Source organism: Bombilactobacillus bombi (assembly GCF_003522965.1).
GTDB classification, from domain to species: Bacteria; Bacillota; Bacilli; order Lactobacillales; family Lactobacillaceae; genus Bombilactobacillus; species Bombilactobacillus bombi.
Genome location: NZ_CP031513.1, coordinates 1,170,649 through 1,190,239 on the forward strand (window position 1 = coordinate 1,170,649; position 19,591 = coordinate 1,190,239).

Here is a 19,591-nt window from a genome sequence, read left to right on the forward strand (position 1 = left end):
AATATTGCTAGCAATACATTATTCATCATCACGACCCTTAGGTTCATCACCAAAGGTGTAAGTATCCATAATTTGGGCCTGGCGTCGTTGCAAGTAAGCATTATTATCAAACCATATTCCAGCACCGGAAGCCATCATTGCTACGGGTACTTGCTGTCCATCAAAATACCGATAACGTAAATAAATATCATTGCCCACGCCAGCAGTCTGTTGAGCAGTCCGGACGTTTAACCATTGGGGCGTAGTTGTTGTATAGTAATCTAAGCGCAAATCTTGGGCGTTAGTTAAATCAAAATTTTCTATATTATGAGTAGTCTGATCTTGCCAATACCAGGTATGCCGATAAGCACTTGGAATTTGCTGTTGGGCAATTTGAGCCGCTGCATCTTGATTTAATTCATTATCCGAATGACTCACTGGAATTTTACCAGTTAAAATTTTCGCAAAGCCTTGCTGTAGTTCAACATTTTGGGAATCATACAAATAAATTAAATCGCCCTTATCTTTACTAGCTTCAAAGACAAGGGGATGACCATTATGAATTGTAAAAAAATATGTTTCAGCCAGTGTAGTGTTTTCACTAGCAACAGCAACTACTTGATATTCTCCTTGTTTGTCACCTTTAGGTGACCACTGTAAAGCTATTGGCAAAGCCCCCCAATTTACTTTGTCTTGCAATTGGCCATTAATTAATACATCTGGAAAAACATTATCTCGATAGCTCGGCTTTTTACCATCATATGTACCTAAATAAGATTGAGCCATCTTGGTTTGCCATTGCTGCATAAAGGCTGATAATTCTTGATTTTTATCATTATTCCAAAGAGTTTGCACATGTGCACTTGGATTTGTTGAATTTTTAGGGTGCTTTTTTGTTTGGGGGGATTTTTTTGCAGGCTGTTGAGTTGTTGGTTGTTGATGTGCCGGCGTTGACGCTTTTTCTTGTGGCCGACAGCCCACCATTGATGAGAACGCTAACAAAAACATTATTTTAGCAATCATTTTCATTTTAATAGCTCCATTTGCTTGTTATAAGTCAAGTTTAGCATAATAAAAAAGCCAATCCCATGATAAATTTATCTGAGATTGGCAATAATTATTAGGCGGGAACAATAATTTGCGCGGTACTTTTGCCTTGTCCTTGTGTAGTTACTTTGATTTGGTAAGGGATGCGTTCTTGCAATAACGTGACATGACTGATAATGCCAATCATGCGGCTGCTGCTTTCAATATTTTGTAAAGCGTCTAAAGCAGTAGCTAAAGAGTCTTGATCCAAAGAACCAAATCCTTCATCAATAAAGAGCGTATCAATCTTAATTCCACCAGATTCATTTTGAATCACTTCTCCTAAAGCTAACGCCAAACTTAAAGCCGCAATAAAACTTTCACCACCAGACAGGGTATGAACACTGCGCTTTTGGCCGACATTATCATCATAAACATCAATTTCCAGACCGGTATTTTTTTGGAAAGTACCAATTTCTTTATGCAAAGTTAAGAAATAACGACCAGAACTTAATTGTTGTAAATGCTCATTTGCTACTTGCAAAATTTCCACCAGTTGTGCTCGCAAGACATAACGTTCTAAGCCTAACTTAGCTTCACCACGACCATTTACTGTTTCTACTAAGAGTTGTAATTCATTAATATCTGCTTGTTGGCCAGCAATTTGCTGCAAACTTTGTTCCACAGCTTGTAAGTGCGCATCATTAAGATTAATTTGATCGCGTTCTTGATTATAAGTCTGGCGAGCTGTTTGCAGTTGTTGTTCTGCCCGTTGTAACTGGTCCTTAGCTACGGTTAAATCAACTGGTTGTTGGTCACCAATGATTTTTTGTAATTCTTCAGCCTTGGTCTGGACTTGCAAAAGTTCTTGTTGATAAGTATTCAATTGTTGCTCATACTGTGGCAATTGTGGTAATTGTTCTAACAATTGCACTAATATCTGCCAATCACTTGTTTGCAATTGCGCCTGTAATGCCTGTGTCAGTTGTGCTTGGATTTGTTGTAATTGGGTATTTGTTTGTTGATAATCTTGTTGAATGTGATCTTGAGAAGCTTTGGCAGCAGCTAATTGTTGCTCAGTTTGTTGTAATTTTTGAGTATTAGTTTGCACTGTAGTTTCATAGTCTTTTATTGCTTGTTGCAACTGCTGTAAATATTTATCTAAAGCCTGCAAATTAGGATAATCAGCCGGTAATTGTTGCTTAGCATCAGCAAGTTGGACTTGCAGTTTTTGATATTCCGTTTGTTGTTGCTGCAATTGTGTCACGGCAATTTCAACTGTTGGTTCTAAAGTCTTTAATTGCTGCTGAATTTGGTCTAATTGCTGATTTTGAGCGGTTAATTGGGTGCGCTGAGTTTGTAACCTAGTTAATTGAATCTGTTGTTGATCCAAAGCTGCTTGTAAGTTAGTAATAATATCAATTAGTTGTTCAGGAATGACAGTTATTAATTGGTGTTGTGCTAGTTTTTGTTTTAAATCTGTTAAATCTTGCTGCCATTGTGTCGTTGCTTGAGTTAATTGTTGCTGCTTTTCTTTTAAAGCTGACTCTAATTCTGATTGTTTAGCTGTTTGGGTGCGCAATTTTTCTTCGGCACTTTTTACTTGTTCATTAGATACGGCTTGAACTGTATTGATAGTTGCTGGCTGAGGATGTTCAATACTTCCACAAATTGGACAAGGAGTTCCTGGTTCTAATTGTGCGACCAAGTTTGCAATTTGACTTTCCAGCCATTGATTATGCAGTTGTTGGTAACTAGCTTCTAATGCTGCCACTTGATCTTTTGCAGTGACAAGATTTTTTTGTGCTTGAGTAATTTGGTTTGTTAATTTTTGATTCTTTTGTTGCGCAGTTTGTAATTTATCAGCCTGTTGTTGTAAATTAAGCAATTGACTTTGGTCTTGCTGGACTTGATGTAATTGTTCAACAATCGTTGGTAATTCTGCAACAGCTTGGGTGAGTGCAGCTTGTTCTTGTTGTAGCTGTTGTTGCTGCTGGTGCAATGCATCTACTTGTTGTTGACTAGCTGTCAAAGCATTTTGGGACTTAGTCAATTTGGTTTGTAATTGTTCAACTTGTGCAAAGGCTGGCCGTTGATTCTTTAATAAGGGTTGCTCTTGCAAACGTTGATCTTGTAAGGGTTTTTGCGCTGTTAATTGTTGTTGTTCTTGTTGTAATTGACTTTGCTGTTGTTCAGTCGTAGTGATTGTTTGTGTTAATTGTTGTAATTGTTCTTGTTTCGTTGTCATTGCAGTCTGTAATTCTTGGTAATGACGATAATCACTTTGTTGACTTTGAGCCCACTTTAATTGAGCAATTAATTGTTGCTTTTGCTTCATCGCTTCAGATTGCCCTATCAAATCGCTTAAGCGCTGTTGCTGAGCTTTTAAATCTTGCCAGCGTTGATTTTGTTTTTGAGCATCATGGTAAGAGGTTTGCTGTTGTTGATATTGTTGTTCTAATTGTTGCTGTTGTGTTTCTAAAGTTGCCAAAGTTTGATGAGCGGTAGTTTGTTGTTCTTTTAGTAGTTTTAATTGTTGCTGTGGATTTAAGTCAGTTAAATTTTCTGGTGGTTGGTTCCAAGTAACTTTAGCCAATTCTGAAGTTATAGCGGTTTGCCATTGCTGTTGCTGATTTTTCTGTTCTTTAAGTTGATTATTCAAAACTTCGCTCCAGCGTTGGTATAAGCCAGTTTTGAAAATTTGCCGCAAGACTCCTTCTTTGTCTTTACTATCAGCCATCAAAAAGCGCCGAAAATCCCCTTGTGGTAATAAAACAATCTGCACAAATTGTTTACGACTTAATTGCAGAACACTTTCAATTTTGATACTAATATCTTTTAATTTATTAATTTCTGCAATTTTGGTATCAGCTCGAAAGATCTCTAAACGGCCAGTGCTTTCGTACACTTTTTGTCCTGAACCGCGTTTTTTGGCTAGTGTTTGTTTGGGCTGACGCATTACATGATAAATTAAATCTTGATGCTCAAATTCTAAATCTACTTGTGTCGGTGTTCGATCATCAGCAAAGTCAGAACGCAAGCTTTCTGGCTTACGATCATCACTAATGCCTTCGCCATAAAGAGCAAAAGTCAAAGCATCAAAAATAGTAGTTTTTCCACAACCTGTGCGTCCTGAAATCAAAAAAATATCCGTAGCAGCCAGTTTAGTAAAATCTAAACTTTGTTTGGCATATGGGCCGAAGTTTTGCATAACTAATTTTAACGGTTTCAACTATTTCTCCTCCTGATTAGCAATTTTCAAAGCTGCAGCAGCCCATTTCTTTTGCTGGTCGGTTAGCGGTTCTTGGGCAATATGCTCATAAAAATCACTTAATAAATCTAAGGGATCTTGTTGTTGAAGTTGCTGCCGCTTTTCACCTTGATAAGCAAATTGCTCTACAAAACCTTCTGCACGATTCAAAGAAATAATACGCGGATAAATTGTGCGCAATTGCGTTAAGACATTGGGAATCGGTTTGGTATCAGTCAAAGTAATCCCAAAATAATCTGTTAATTGATATTGCTGATAAAATTCTGGTTGAGTTAATTCCGCAAAACTAGCCGTGAGTTGTTGTACATCATGTAACGGCGAGAGTGGTTTAAAAGTTATTGTTTGCGTATCTGTATCTACCAGATAAACGCCCTTCTTTTGGTGAGCTTCAGATAATGAAAATTTCACTGGTGAACCCGAATAGCGTGCTTGGGGAGCCTGCAATGCATCTTTGCCATGTAAATGACCTAAGGCTACATAATCAAAATCTGATAATAATGATAATGGTACTGAAGCTAAGCCTCCTACAGTTAATTGCGTTTCGGAATCTGTCTGAGCACTACCATTCACAAAAAAATGAGCCACTAAAATGTGAGTTTTCCCCGGGGTAAAGTGGGTTTTCATTTCGGCAATCACTGCAGCAACACTTTGATCTAAATGCTGCAAAGATTCGTCTTGAAAATATTGTTGAGCTGCAAAAGGTTCAAAATATGGTAATAAAAAAATCTGGGTATCAGCTAATTCAATGGGCGTAAACGCTTGCTCTAGCTGAGTATATAAATAAAAGTTAGTTCGTGGAAACCACGGTGTGCCAGTAGCTAAACGGATATTACTATCATGATTGCCCGAAATAGCATAAATGGGAAACTTATCTGTCAAATTCAATTGTTGAAGCATTCGATTTAATTGTTGCACTGCTGCCTCCGCAGGCGCACTGCGGTCATATAAATCCCCGGCAATGATAATACCATCAACGTGCTCACTTTGAGCAATCGTTTCAATTTGTTGAAAAGCATAATCTTGCTCTTCTGTTAAGTCAAATCCGTGCAACCGTCGGCCAATATGCCAATCAGCAGTATGCAAAAAACGCATCTTTTTTCCTCCTAATTATTAATTTAACGAAATAGCATCATTAGAAATTTCCAAGGTCGTGCGTGTGATTTCAGTTTGATTGACTACTAATTTCATCGTATTGAATGCCAATCCTTGACAAGTCTGTACGTAAAGTTGGCGTTGGGTCAAGTCATAGCCCACCCAATAGCGCGTATAATCACTTACCGGACTTTGGGCGTGTCCATGTTCTAAGCCTCTGGGAATCATGGCAGTTTTTAAGACTGAATAGAGTTGATTAATCCCATCCACTGCTGTAAAACTGTCCAAATTATGCGCCAGCAAAGCTGCGCGAACAAAACGGGAAGGTGAAGTATAATCCCCTGGCAAGCCAAACATCCCGTAACCGGTGCCAGTCTCAATGGGCCTTAATGTTAGGCGGTCATTATAAACTTTTTTACTTTTGATCGGATCAACATTGGTTAATTTTAAATAGTTCCGTAAATTAGTTAAGTGCCAATCATATTCAGGACTATTAGTCATCACCCCAATACTGTCATAAAGCTTAAATCCGCCTTGGTCAGTTGGTTCGATAATCACGCTATCATTGGTTTCATCAACAAACATATAATGTCCAGGCAATTGTAAACGCTGTTGACCTCGCCGATAGGGATGATGCAATAAGCCATATTCTTGAATATGAGCCTTAATCTCAGCCACACTGGAAAAACTAGTCAACACAAAAGTCACAAATTCTTCGCCTAATAAGGGCTGTAGTTGACGTGCTTGTAATTGTTCAGCTTCTGCATGCGTGCTCTCCATTAAAACTTGTAAGCCACCAGCTAAACCAGCTGCATTAATACCATCAAACACATTAAAGTTATCGGCCGCACACAGCCCCATCATCGAATATTTACTTGTCCATGGCTGTAATTGACTGGCAATTATAGCTCCACAAGGAATATTAATAATGTCAACATCAATCCCTGGATCCTCACCAAACATTCCGAGATTCATATCCATTGTCCGACCCCAAAAGACTTGTCCATTATCAGCATGAATCGCAATACTAGTACACATCGTTGGCCTCCTTGCTCCCAATAAAAAGTAAGCAGTTAATTTTAACTGTGTTGCATTAAAGGCTGAATCTTATCAAAATAATATTTACCAACTTCTTGTCGAACTTGTTGCTTCCACTGCAATAAATTAGTTAAATCAGTTTGAGGATAAGCACTCTTAAACTCTTGAAAAGCTGATTTATCAACTAAATCATTCATTCCTCGTTGTTGTTGTACATCTGCATCTGGATCATAATTAGCCATCACATAGCGCAAGCTTTCATAATTAACCTTATAGCGCTGAGCAAAATCTTGCATTATCCGTTGACTTTCCTGATCAATTAATTGTTCCAAAATCTGATCTACTTGTTGATCAGTGTACTGTTGGGGAGTTTGTTGCACTCGCAGCCATAATGAACGGATAATATCAGCTAATGGTTTATTAGTCTGTGCTAAATCATCAATATATTCACTAATTTTATCGAAGTCCTTTTTATCAACTTGAACAATTGATTCTGATTGATTATCAGGAATATATGCTTGAATTAAAGCTAAAATATAACGCTCATCGACTTCTTTAGTATGAAAGGATTCCAACTCATATTCATCATCAACTGGTGAATCTGATTCATTGATTTCTTCGCTATTAGTCCGCAATTGTTCAATGACATTTTCATAAGTGCCACGCAAAGCTTCTAATTGTTCAACATCAATATCATCTAATTGTACGCGTTCTGCGGGTGGAAGTTGATCTTGGTGATCTAATTCGTCATAAGTTTGAATGGCCGTAAAACTCTTATCAAAATCTTGAAAAGCACGCACAAATTGTTTTTGTTCGGCAACTGTCGCTTGTAAAAGAGTCGCACCAGCATCTGGTTGTTGTAAATATTTATCCAAAGCCTTACGAGCAGTCACATAATGTTTGCGAGAAGTTGACCAATCAGGAGCCAAAATTGTACTGGTTCCTCCATGTGAATAAAGCTTTAGTGCGTTATCAATGTCTTTACTAAAAGTATCGGGATATTGAAAAGTGACAATCTGTCCCCAAGTTTTACCGCGGTCATAAATTCGATTAGTTCTGGAAAAAGCTTGAATCAAATTTTGCGGATTTAATGGAGGACGGTCCAGATATAAAGCTGCCAAGTTCGGAGCATCAAAGCCAGTTAAAAGCCGATCAACTACAATAACTAAATCTAATTGTTGCCCTGGCAGTTGATATTGTCTTTTTTTGTGGGCTAAACGATCATTGACATTGCGATTATAAGCTGCCAATTCTCCCATCGAAAAGTTGGTTTGAAACATTTTATTATAATCAGCTAAAGATTGTTTCATTTCGTCTTGATTAGCTTGTGATTCAGCTTCATTTTGAGAAATTGAGTACGTAATTGCTATCCGTGGAAAGTCAGGCGCCACTTGTAATACTCGCTTGGGCACTTCTCCTTGAGCAATAGCCTCTTTAAAGAGACGATAATACTTTTGAGCTTGTTTAATTGAAGAAGTAGTAAAAATAGCTGAATAGCGATGTCCATTCATTAAACCTTGCTTGCGATAAGCTAATTTTAAGACTTTTTGTACTACTGTGTGCATATGTTCTGGTGAAGCGTAAACACTATCTAACTGGGATGTATTAGATTCATCTTGAGTGCTCAAGCTTCCCTGATTTTCAATTTTAAATCCTAAAACTGCTTGATCCCGAATAGCATCTTCAATTGTATAAGTATGCAGTACCGGACCATATAATTGTTCTGTGGTTCGGGCATCTTGTCCATTTTCTGCACGGGCATTTTCGGCAAAAATAGGTGTCCCGGTAAAGCCATACCACAAAGGTTGACGCGTAAAGAACTTATCTAATTCCCGTTTTTGCGTCGGCGTCACCGCGCGATGACATTCATCCACAATGAACGCTAAGCGCAAATTCTTTAATTGTGCGTATTGCTGGGTAGCTAAAGTGTCACTTTCTAAACGTTTAAAAATTGCTTGTAGTTTTTGGCGGGTAGTAACTACCACATTGCGTTGACCATCTGTTAATTGTTCTGCTAAATCGTAACTGTTATTGGTTTCATTGACACTAATTGTATCATTGCTGGCATAAGTCTGAAAAGCAGCAGTCGTCTGCATATCTAAATCTTTGCGGTCTATTAAAAAAATCGTCTTTTGCAAAGCAGGAATTTGCAACAGATTACGTGCCACCTTGTAAGAAGTCAAAGTTTTCCCCGAGCCAGTGGTATGCCAAATATAGCCGGATTGACCTTGGCGTGAGGCTGCAAAAATGGCTTGAATTGCATGAATTTGATATGGCCGCAATAAAATGAGTCGGTGAGCTTCACTATCTAAAACCGTGTAATCAGCAATCATCTTATGAGCTGTCGGAATTGATAACACTTGCTGAGCAAAATCAAGATAATTATCTACTAAGTTGTTGTCAGCATCCACCCATGATGTTAAAAACTGAGCATTCAGTTTTTGTCCAGCGGAAATATAGCGTGTGCTGGTTCCATTAGTAACTACAAACATTTGCACAAAACAAAAAATATCAGTGAATTTACCTTCATTAATATACTTTTGAATTTGATGGAAAGCTTTCATATAAGGCTGTTGGGGTGTCTTTAATTCGATATGAATCAAAGGCAAGCCATTAATTAACAGTGAAACATCAAATCTACGATCTTGATCCAAGACCAAATTTTTCGGTACTTGAACTTGATGCACTACTTCGTAAACCGAGGATCCACCCGAAATATTCGTATTGTCTAACACTAATAAGTTGGCATCTGGCAAACTGGAATCTTCCCGTTTTAAATGAAGATGCACCTGACGATTAGCTCCTACTAATACCGACGCCGCTCGATAAAAGTTAGGTTGCACCAATTGGGATTGAATTGTGTCTTTTTCTGTGGGAGTGAGGTCAACATCCGCTAATTGATCTTGATTATTAGCAGTTAAAATCCGAAAAAAATTCTCCCATAATTGGGATACCGTCTTTAAATCTTCGCGCAAGACCCATTGATTAACTCCTTGCGTCAAACGATTAATTAACTTAGCCTCCATTGCTGCTTCTTCAGTCATTAGCAACTCCTTTTGAATTTAAATAAACATATTTTGTAATAAGGACTTCTTAAGTGATTTTAAGTTGGTAAGTTTGTGGTTATTAGTTGATATTAACTGGTCTAATTCTTCAAAGAAAACACCAATTTTTTGTTGCTCTTTTAACATAGGAAAGAAAATCTCAATATTCAACAATTTATTTTTTGATATATTAAATCTTGAAATTCCTTGAGCTAGAATAATAACTTTTTTTCTAAAATCATTAGAACGTAGCATAAATGCAAGATAATTTAAATCAAAATTATAATCAAGCCTATATCCAAAACAAAAACTATTAAGATAAACATTTGGAGAATTATATTTCCAAACACTGGACATACCAACTTCCATTGGAGTTTCAGAAGATATTGTAAAAAAAACATCCCCATACTTTATTTCATGTTGTTTATTATCAATTTCAATTGGCTCAACTTCTAATAATGAAGCTAAAGGATTTTTAAAAACATTCATATAAGTTACAAATTTAGCTTTTCCATGTCCAAAATCTTTTTTAGATTTACCTGATAACCCTGAAAAAGCATGTCCTAGATTAACTAATTTTTCATGTTCCCATTCATCATTAAATCCCACAAAACGAATTTCTGGTACCTTTTGGTTTTCACTAGCAAACATCTTCTGCAAAAAAGCTTTCTTGAGTAGTTCCAAGAGAGCAATTTTTTGCTGTTGCAGAGCTATTAGTTGATCGATTTTTTTTAGTAAATTACCAATATTTTCCTGTTCCATTTTTTCTTTAGGAACTTTACATGGAGTTTTTCTAATAATTTTCAAACCCAAGTTTTTTATTGTTGTTCCTGTTAAATTATTAATAAAATAATATATAATCTGTTCACTTTGTAGTAATTGATAAATGAATAGTTTAGAATACTTATTAGTTTCTAAAAATGCTACACTTTTGCTTAACATCACATTCTCATTATTATAATATGCTAAATTTCCAATAGTTCCATTAATAGACATTAATATTGTATTATCATTTAATGATTTATCATTTTTAGATTGTTGAAAGTTATCAACCATTTTTGTTTCTTTATTAATAACAATTTTTCCATTAATTAGATTATTACCATTAACAAAGGCTGTATTACCATTAATATTATAAATCGGAGTCCCGTGCAGTCCATCCCCAATTTTTAATAATATTTCTCCTAATTTTTTTGCTTCCCACTCCTCCGTAAATCCTTGAAATCTAATTTTGGGGACTAACTTTTCTACTTTCATCTGTTTCCACTTTCTCATAGTTTTTTATTTTAAGACTTCTTTTAAAAGATCTAATGTGGCTTTGGCTTCTGGGGTAGTTCCAACTAATTCTGCCATCATAGTATTAATTTGATCTGTTAACTGCGCTTCTTCTTGTTTAATAGCCTTCATCTGCGTCAATAATTGATTTACATCTACTGGTTCTTCTTCTTCAAAGGTATCAACATACCGTGGAATGTTCAAGTTAAATTCATTTTCTTGAATTTCTTCAAAGGTAGCTAAATGAGCATACTTGTCGACATCCACGCGTTTTTGATAAGTGTCAATAATGCGTTGAATATCACTTTCGCGCAGAACATTTTGGGTTTTAACTTTTTCAAATTCTTTAGAGGCATCAATAAAGAGCACATTCCGGTCTGTTTTGTCCTTTTTTAAAACGACAATCGTAGTCGGAATACTAGTACTATAGAATAAGTTCGCTGGTAACCCAATAATTGCTGCAATAGCACCATTTTCTAATAATTTTTGGCGAATTTTGCCTTCGGTACCCCCTCGAAACAAAATACCATGAGGTAAGACAATCGCCATCGCGCCACTATGCTTCAAATGATAAAATCCATGCAACAAAAAGGCATAATCAGCTTTGGACTTAGGTGGTAATACTCCATAGGCTGCAAAGCGGGGATCTTCTTTAAAGCCTTCGGCTGCGCTCCATTTTAAAGAATAAGGTGGATTCATTACTACTGCATCAAAGTTTGTTACTTCTTCAGCTGGCCAATCTTCATCCAACGTATCACCATTCCGTAAGACTTGGTTCGCCATCTCAACATGATGCAAAATCATATTCATCCGTGCTAGATTATAAGTGGAAGTGTTGATTTCTTGACCATAATAAGTAATTCGATCGGGATGTTTCACATAGTTTCGAAAATTTAACAATAATGAACCTGAACCCATAGCCGGGTCATAGACAGTCATTCCTTTACTATAATCTTTATCTACTAAAGTTAAACGGGTTAACAATTCAGAAACCTTTTGCGGAGTATAGAATTCACCCGCCTTTTTACCCGATTCAGAGGCAAATTGGCTAATTAAATATTCATAAGCATCACCTAAACTGTCTCCGGATGTCTTGACAATTTCTAATTTGCCAATAGCGGCAATGACGCCAGCAATCGTATCCGCTTGCTTTTGTGCCGTATTGCCCAAACGCTTAGAATATAAGTCATAATCTTCAAATAAACCATCAAATTCTTTGCCTGTACTTTCCAGTTTATTAAAGGCATCACCTAGTTGTTTTAATTGAAAAGTATGATTCTGAACCGCTTTTAAAATATTTGTATAGGTATACTCTGGTGCAATGACATAGCCAAAGGTCGCTTGTAGTTCTTGAATAAGATCCGTGTTGGATGCATTTTGTTCATAAAGTTGCTGTGCTTGAGTGAGCGTTGCTTCGTCTTCACCTAATAATTCCGCTATTGTATACAATTGGCTATCAGATAAATATTTGTAAAAGACTGTTCCTAATAGATAATCTTTATATTGATTGGCATCCATTTTAGAACGTAAAGCGTCTGCAGCACTAAACAATCCATTTTCTAAGTTAGTTGTAGTGGTCATGTTACTTTCCTCCATTAAGGTCATTTTTATTTAAAATCGTGAGATAAAGCTGATTTAATTTTTGTAGATATTCTCGCTGTAAACGTTCCTGAATTAAGATAGTACGATAAAATTTGCCAATTTGCCGCTGTTCTTCTAATGGTGGCAATTTAATATTCAAATTTTTAATACTAGTGGCTGTGACACGGCGCAAAACTGTTCCTTCCATAGTACTATATAATTGACGTTTGACGCTATGAGATTCATTAAATACGTAGCATAAATACCAAGCATCGACTTGTTGATTATCTAAGCTTAATTGCATAATGTGTTGCGGTAAAAGTTTTCCCACGGATAGCGGAGAAACAACTGTTGCTCGATTAGTCATCATATTAATTATGAGATTACCAGCATTGGCTACCGCTTTTTGTATTATTGGAAGTTCTTCGCTCCAATAACCTTGACACAAATCAATTTCCATATCATCATTGGTATAAGTAGCTGCATGATGAGGAGATTTCTTTAATTCTAAACTGTTTAAACCAGAACTAAATTGCGCAATTTGTTTGAGTTTCATTCGTGGTCTCCTTGATTTATTTCAGCTGATATATAAATCATAATATTTCAGCTGAAATATGTCAACAACTTTTTTAAAATATTTCAATTGAAATAAAACAGCCTCCATAAAGGAGGCTGTTTTGCTAATATTCTGGTTTAATATAGGGTACGCGTTCAATTGTTGCCCCGGTTGAACTAGCACTAATCCAATCGGCATTTTCTAATTGTTTAAAGTTTTCACTTTGACCTGTGACAATTACTCCATAAAACCGAGCTTTCTTTAAATCAGGATATTTTTTAGCATAGTAAGCAGCATATTGGGCTGGTTTGTAAGGTTGATCATTATTCAAAGTGAAAGTTTCTGTTAAACCTAAGGTCTGGGCTTGGGCAAGTAACTTGCGAAAATCTTGATAATCATGATTACTAATGCGATTATTATAGGCTTGAATACCTAAGTAGTTATTATTAGCGACTTCCAGACTATTATGCTTATTAGTCCCAATCCAATACCAATTAGCATGTAAATTTTGAGGTAACTTTTGTTGAATTGCCTGATAAGTTAAAGGCTGCTTAAAGGTAAGGGCTACCTCAGCTACATAATTGGACATTTGCGCTACGCGTGGCAGTTCTTGGGGTTTAACTAACGAATCAGCTTTAAGGTGAGCTTGATATTGATTGTTATAAAACAAAGGTATCTTGGTTTGGGTGGTACGATCATAGTCCAGCACTTTAATTTTGTGAGATTTTTGAGTTTGAGAATGACTATCAACCACATTGGATAGCGCCATTGCATTGGTGAACAAATCATAACGTCCTTCGACTGAACTCCAAGGAATCCGATAACCATCAATTTCTTTATAGCGATGGCTGATGATTTTGCCATGTTGATTATTATCATCAGCTAACAGTCGATCACTTGTTTGAATGTTTGGCGCCATAATTGTTGAGCGCATATCCATTTGTTTAAATAATTGGTTAGATTGCTGCCTTACTAAGTGTCCTGTAATTTTGTCAAAGCCAATCATTACTAAAGGTACTAAAATCACAATCAAGCCAATTGTCCACAGCCACCGTTTGATTTTGACTTTGCGAGCTAAATTTTCAAATTTTTGATTTTCATCCATGATGTTCATCTCCTATAAGTTGTTTAAGTTTTCGTCGCAGACGATACAAACGCATTTTGACAGCTGCCACTGGGATTTGTAATTGATCTGCCATTTGTGCTAGCGAATAGTTATCAACATATTTTAAACGTAATAATTGTTGATTTTCGGTGGACAATTGTTCTAATACTTGAACTAATTGCTGCTCTCGTGGTGATAATTTTTCTTCTGTTAATGGCCGTTGGAGGTCAGGAATAAGATATCTTTCCAGCAATTGTTGCCAATGTTGCTGACGGCGATAAGTATCAATGTACTTCGTTTTTACCATGCGATACATATAGGGGCGCAATTGTTCTGGCGGCAAAATTAATTCCATTTCGAGTAATTTAACAAAGACATCTTGAATGACATCCTCCGCGATTTGCGCTTGGGCTCCCTGCCTAATTAAATAATTACGTAATTCTAATAACATATCTTTGATTAATTCTTCATAACCATCAAGCTTCATTGCGCCCCTCCTTTCACTTAAACAACGAATGAGAACTTCAAAAGTAACGCTCATAACAAAAAAATAATATGCTATTTCTATTTGGATGATAGCATATTATTTGGTCTTCAAATATTTAATTAAATCAAGTCAAGTAATTGATCAATGTCCTTTTCTGGAGTGGCCCAAGAAGTCACAAAACGAATAATCGTCTGGTTTTCATTATATTTTTCCCAACGAGTGAATAAGACTTGCTGACTCAATTCTTGGACTTTTTGATTATCCATAATGAAAAATTGCTGATTTGTAGGAGAATCAATGTATAATTGATAACCTTTATCCAAAAATCCCTGTTTTAATTTTAAAGCCATTGCTACTGCATGTTGGCTAATATCAAAATAAAGATTATCCGTAAATAGTTCCAAAAACTGCAAACTATTTAAGCGGCCTTTAGCCAGCAAAGCACCGTGTCGTTTGACAAAAGAATAAAATTGTTCTGGTTCATTATTTTTGGTGAAAACAACTGCTTCCCCGCATAAAGCTCCGATTTTGGTCCCACCAATATAAAATACATCAGCTAATTGGGCAATATCTTTAATTGTCATATCGGCAGCAGCACTCATTAATCCATAACCGAGGCGGGCGCCATCAATATAAAGCGGCAAGTGGTATTTATGGCAAACAGTTGCCAAATCCGTTAACTCTTGCTTGGAATAAAGTGTTCCATATTCAGTAGGATAAGAAATATATACCATCCCCGGGAAGACCATCTGTTGATAACTGTCATCTTCATAAAAGTTTTGCACATAATCAGCCACAGTTTGAGCCTGTAATTTGCCTGCTTTTCCTGGCAAAGTTAAGACTTTATGTCCTGTAAATTCAATGGCTCCTGCTTCATGCAAGTTAATGTGCCCACTATCAACAGCAATGACACCTTGATAACTTTGCAAGAGTGCATCAATGACAATCTGATTGGTTTGGGTTCCACCAGTCAAAAAACAAACTTTGGCCTGGGGACAATCAATGGCGTCTTTAATCTTCGCTGTGGCCTCAGTAGTAAAATTGTCCGTCCCATAACCAGTTGCTTGTTGCAAATTGGTATCCACTAAACGTTGCAACACTTTGGGATGGGCACCTTCGGAATAATCATTCAAAAATGAAATCAATAATAGTCCCTCCTTCATAATTAATTATACATAACAGTTTGGCATAAATTACTATCTAGTACAACCAAATAAAATCCGATTTTGTAACTCATATTTGCATTCATCCAAAAAGTGTAGTATGCTACACTTTCGAGGTGATAATTTTGAAAACAAATATTAATAATTTAGGTTCTTTAATTAAAATTGCAAATACACTCATTGAAAAAGAGCTTAATTTGCGGATGAATAAACTTTTTGCTGAGTACAATTTAACTGGACCACAAGTAACTTTATTAATTTATCTTTATGAGGCTCAAGAACGCCCAGTTTCGCAAAAAGAAGTCGAAACGGTCTTTTTTCTAAGTCATCCTACTACTCGTAGTATTGTTAAGCGTTTGACCAGTAAAAAACTTATTATCTCTAACCCCTCTGATAAAGATCGCCGCCAAATGATTTTACAGCTTTCAAAAGAGGGCAATAAATTTATTAGTACTAACATTACAACGATTTATCAAAATATGGACCAAATCAACCAAAAAATAACGCACAATTTGACAGAGTCCAATCAAGGGCAATTAGTTGCTAATTTACAGCAAATCATTAATAACTTTCAAGATTAGTTGACTTCATAGATAAGGAGAAAAGTATGAATATTTCTAACCAAAAACGTAATATAATGATGATTACATTGTTATCTGGAGCTTTTCTGGCATTATTAGCAGAAACTTTTTTAAATAATGCCCTAATTACCATCATGCACGCCTTTCATGTTAACCAAGCCACCGCCCAGTGGCTATCCACTGGCTACTTACTGATTGTTGGGGTCATGATTCCATTATCAGCCTGGGTTTTCCATCGTTTCACAACTCGTTTTAGCTATTTGACAATGTTGATTGTTTTTATCATGGGTACCTTAATCTGTGTGCTAGCAAATAATTTTTATGTCTTATTAGCAGGACGAATGATTGAAGCTATTGCAGCAGGTGCCATGATGCCTTTCATTCAAAATGTCATTTTACAATTATTTAAACCAGAACAGCGGGGAATCGCTTTGGGGTTAACGGGGTTAGTTATTGCTTTTGGACCAGCAATTGGACCCACTATTTCTGGATTAATTTTAAAAAATTATGATTGGCGCATGCTCTTTTGGGTCTTATTAGTTACTAGTGTGCTGATTTTGATTTGTGCTCTTTGGCAATTTCCCACGATTAATCAACCACATGCCATTAAATTAGATTGGTATTCCTTCTTAGAATCAATTAGTGGATTTGGAATTATTCTATTTATCTTTTCCGAAATTGGTAATACAGGCAAAATTAATTTTTGGCAGATAATTATTTTTATAATTGGTCTTATAATTTTGTTGGCTTTTGGAATTCGACAATTAAAATCAGACTCACCTTTGATTAACGTTCGTGTCTTTATTAATTCGCAATTTAATTGGAATACTTTGTTGAGTACTTTAAGCAATATTGCGATGGTCGGTATTGAGTTGGTTTTACCGATGTATTTACAAACTACTCGTCAAGAAAGTGCTCTTTCAACGGGATTAATAATGATGCCTGGAGCAATTATCATGGGAATTTTCAATCCTATTTCAGGATATTTGTACGACAAATTTGGAATTAAGAAAATTTCACTAATTGGATTTTCAATATTATTTGTAGGCACCTTACCGATGGTCTTTTTCAATACTGCCACTCCCGTTTGGCTAATTACAACTAGTTATGCTATCAGAATGATTGGAATTGCTTTAACCATGATGAATACTTTTACCGCTGGAATTAATGAGCTGCCCTCTAATGCGGTCGCTGATGGTAATGCAGCTGCTTCTACTATTCGCCAAATTGGAGGTTCTTTAGGCACTGCACTTTCGATGACTTTGATGAGTGTCGGTGTTACCATTGCAACACATCAAGGTGTTGCTCCACAATTAACTACTGAAATTGGTTTTCGGTGGGCATTTTATTTAATGATTGCTATTGCTATCATAGGTATAGTGACCTCATTTAAATTGTCGCCTACAATGCGTAAAAATAGTTAGAAAAAAGATTGGAACGTTTTGTTTCAATCTTTTTGTGTATTATTAATTTCGAGTTATTGCCTTGATATTTTACAAATTTTTGAACATTTGATTTTACACTTTTAATCTATACCAGCAGTAATGATACTATCTTTACTTGTAACAGAATTTTCTTGAAAATTAAAATCTATATTTTTAACCATATTCTTATAATTTGTGATTACAACTATTATTGTTGGGTCCTTACCCTCTTTTTCTACTTTAGAAATATTCATAAATGCAAGTTTCTGTCCTTGTATTACAGATTCATTATTGTGTATAAATATATCAAATGGATTATTTGTTAACGATACTGTATCAATCCCCATATGGATTAAAATTTCTAATCCTTCTTTTGTAGTAATACCTATAGCATGTTTTGTTTTTGCAATCATCGATATTTTTCCTGATACTGGTGCATATATCTCTCCAGAAATAGGTTGAATTGCAAAGCCTTCTCCCATCATTTTATTTGAAAAGACAGAATCATCAACCTTGTCTAACTGAATTATTGTACCTGACACTGGTGAATTGATAAAAATATTATATTCAATATTTTTATCATTACTAGTTTTTGATTCAACCTTACTGCCTAATAAAATGGCTACTAATGCACTTACTAAAAATGAAGATATTAAACAAATAATCATCATTAAAACATTAGAAAACCCTTGTCCAGCTTTAACATATACAGGTAGTGAAGTAATACCAGGCATAACAAAAGCAAAACATTTAATACCAAAGACAACGGTTAACATTCCACCAAATCCGGATCCACACATTGCAGCAAACATTGAACTTTTATGAATCACATTTACTGTATACAAAGCTGGTTCAGATATACCCAAAAAGGCAGAAAAACTGGTAGATAAGCCTGCAGCTCTCAGTTCTTTATTTTTCATACGCAAAGAAGTCCCAAAAGCTGCGCCTGATTCAGCCATATTATGAACAAAGGAAACAGGTAACAGGTAATCATAACCTAAGGTTGCAATATTCTGAATTTGAATTGGTGAAGTCGATTGATGCATACCAGTTAAAACAATCAAAGGCATAAAAAATCCTAAAAGAAAACCAGCTAATAAACCGGCCTTATTAAACAGCCATACAATTCCATCAGCTAAATATTTGCCACCATAAGCACCTAACGGTGCTAAAATCCATAAAGCTATTGGAACAGCAATAATCAGAGTTACTGCTGGTACTACCACTAATTTAAGAACATCTGGTATATAATGATCTACAAAATGATAGACAATTGCCATTAATCCTACACCTAAAATAACTGGGAAAACCGAGGTAGAATAATCAAATACTGGAATATTTAAGCCAAACAAAGTCAATCCAGAATTACCATTGGAAATTTTTGCAACAAAAGTAGGATATAATAGTGCTCCTGCCATACAAACACCTAAAAATTCATTCAATTTAAATTTTCGTGCTGAAGAAATACCTAATAAAAACGGCAAAAAATAAAAAGGGACATCAGCAATCAAATTAAATAAAGCAATAGTTGTGTTTTTTTCTAAATTAGGCAATAAAGCTAAAATAATAGCTAGAATCCCTTTAAGCATACCTCCAGCAACTAAAGCCGGTAAAATAGGTTGAAAAACTCCTGATATAACATCTAAAATTAATTTTCCAGTAATTTTATGATTTGATTCTATTTTATGATAGCTGTTATCATTATTCTTACTAAAATTTAAAATATTTTCAATTTCATTAAATACGTCATCAACACCTGGTCCAATAATAATTTGATACTGATTACTTTTTATAGTTGTACCTAATACACCTTGTAATTTTTCTATTTTGGATAATTTTGCTTTTGAATCATCTTCGATTGTAAAACGTAATCTTGTAACACAATGCCAGTAATTTTTTATATTATTAGCTCCACCAAGAAGATTGATTATCTTTTGAGCTAGTTCTTTTTTTTGCATGCAATACCTCT

14 protein-coding genes are annotated in these 19,591 nt (G+C 35.6%); 2 read left to right on the top strand and 12 right to left on the bottom strand.

Annotation, left to right across the window (positions count from 1 at the left end; translation table 11 throughout):
* Positions 1-18 precede the first annotated feature (18 nt).
* The 11 genes from DS830_RS05895 to DS830_RS05945 form a co-directional block, all read right to left on the bottom strand.
* Complete coding sequence (locus tag DS830_RS05895; protein WP_118908615.1) at positions 19-1,008, bottom strand: DUF4767 domain-containing protein; 990 nt, start codon at positions 1,006-1,008, stop codon at positions 19-21.
* Between the two features lie 91 nt (positions 1,009-1,099).
* Entirely contained in the window at positions 1,100-4,237 is a 3,138-nt protein-coding gene (locus tag DS830_RS05900; RefSeq protein WP_118908616.1) for an AAA family ATPase, read from the bottom strand.
* A complete protein-coding gene (locus DS830_RS05905; protein WP_118908617.1) occupies positions 4,238-5,368 on the bottom strand; it encodes an exonuclease SbcCD subunit D in 1,131 nt (376 codons plus the stop codon).
* A gap of 18 nt (positions 5,369-5,386) precedes the next feature.
* Complete coding sequence (locus DS830_RS05910) at positions 5,387-6,406, bottom strand: linear amide C-N hydrolase (protein WP_118908618.1); 1,020 nt, start codon at positions 6,404-6,406, stop codon at positions 5,387-5,389.
* Positions 6,407-6,447: 41 nt separating this feature from the next.
* Positions 6,448-9,450 (bottom strand): type I restriction endonuclease subunit R, encoded by a 3,003-nt coding sequence (locus DS830_RS05915; protein ID WP_118908619.1) that lies wholly within the window; start codon positions 9,448-9,450, stop codon positions 6,448-6,450.
* A gap of 18 nt (positions 9,451-9,468) precedes the next feature.
* The gene (locus DS830_RS05920) at positions 9,469-10,725 is read right to left on the bottom strand and encodes a restriction endonuclease subunit S (protein WP_118908620.1); all 1,257 of its coding nucleotides are present in this window, start codon (positions 10,723-10,725) and stop codon (positions 9,469-9,471) included.
* 6 nt (positions 10,726-10,731) lie between these two features.
* Positions 10,732-12,306: a type I restriction-modification system subunit M gene (locus DS830_RS05925; RefSeq protein WP_240366790.1), complete on the bottom strand. Its 1,575-nt coding sequence runs from the start codon at positions 12,304-12,306 to the stop codon at positions 10,732-10,734.
* A 1-nt stretch (position 12,307) separates the two neighbouring features.
* Entirely contained in the window at positions 12,308-12,862 is a 555-nt protein-coding gene (locus DS830_RS05930; RefSeq protein WP_118908622.1) for a restriction endonuclease subunit S, read from the bottom strand.
* A gap of 124 nt (positions 12,863-12,986) precedes the next feature.
* Positions 12,987-13,967 carry an anti sigma factor C-terminal domain-containing protein gene (locus DS830_RS05935; RefSeq protein ID WP_240366791.1) on the bottom strand — a complete coding sequence of 327 codons (981 nt, stop codon included), beginning with the start codon at positions 13,965-13,967 and terminating at the stop codon, positions 12,987-12,989.
* Positions 13,960-14,454 (bottom strand): RNA polymerase sigma factor, encoded by a 495-nt coding sequence (locus DS830_RS05940; RefSeq protein ID WP_118900725.1) that lies wholly within the window; start codon positions 14,452-14,454, stop codon positions 13,960-13,962. The genes DS830_RS05935 and DS830_RS05940 overlap by 8 nt, the downstream gene beginning before the upstream one ends.
* Before the next feature lie 119 nt (positions 14,455-14,573).
* Complete coding sequence (locus DS830_RS05945; protein WP_118908624.1) at positions 14,574-15,599, bottom strand: threonine aldolase family protein; 1,026 nt, start codon at positions 15,597-15,599, stop codon at positions 14,574-14,576.
* A 143-nt stretch (positions 15,600-15,742) separates the two neighbouring features.
* On the opposite strand from DS830_RS05945, the gene DS830_RS05950 reads away from it, so the two are divergent.
* Together DS830_RS05950 and DS830_RS05955 are read left to right on the top strand one after the other, a co-directional pair.
* Positions 15,743-16,198 carry a MarR family winged helix-turn-helix transcriptional regulator gene (locus DS830_RS05950; protein ID WP_118908625.1) on the top strand — a complete coding sequence of 152 codons (456 nt, stop codon included), beginning with the start codon at positions 15,743-15,745 and terminating at the stop codon, positions 16,196-16,198.
* A 26-nt stretch (positions 16,199-16,224) separates the two neighbouring features.
* Complete coding sequence (locus tag DS830_RS05955; protein ID WP_118908626.1) at positions 16,225-17,622, top strand: MDR family MFS transporter; 1,398 nt, start codon at positions 16,225-16,227, stop codon at positions 17,620-17,622.
* A 101-nt stretch (positions 17,623-17,723) separates the two neighbouring features.
* Here DS830_RS05955 and DS830_RS05960 read toward each other — a convergent pair whose 3' ends face one another.
* On the bottom strand, positions 17,724-19,580 hold the full coding sequence (locus DS830_RS05960; RefSeq protein ID WP_118908627.1) for a glucose PTS transporter subunit IIA: 1,857 nt from the start codon (positions 19,578-19,580) through the stop codon (positions 17,724-17,726).
* Positions 19,581-19,591 lie beyond the last annotated feature (11 nt).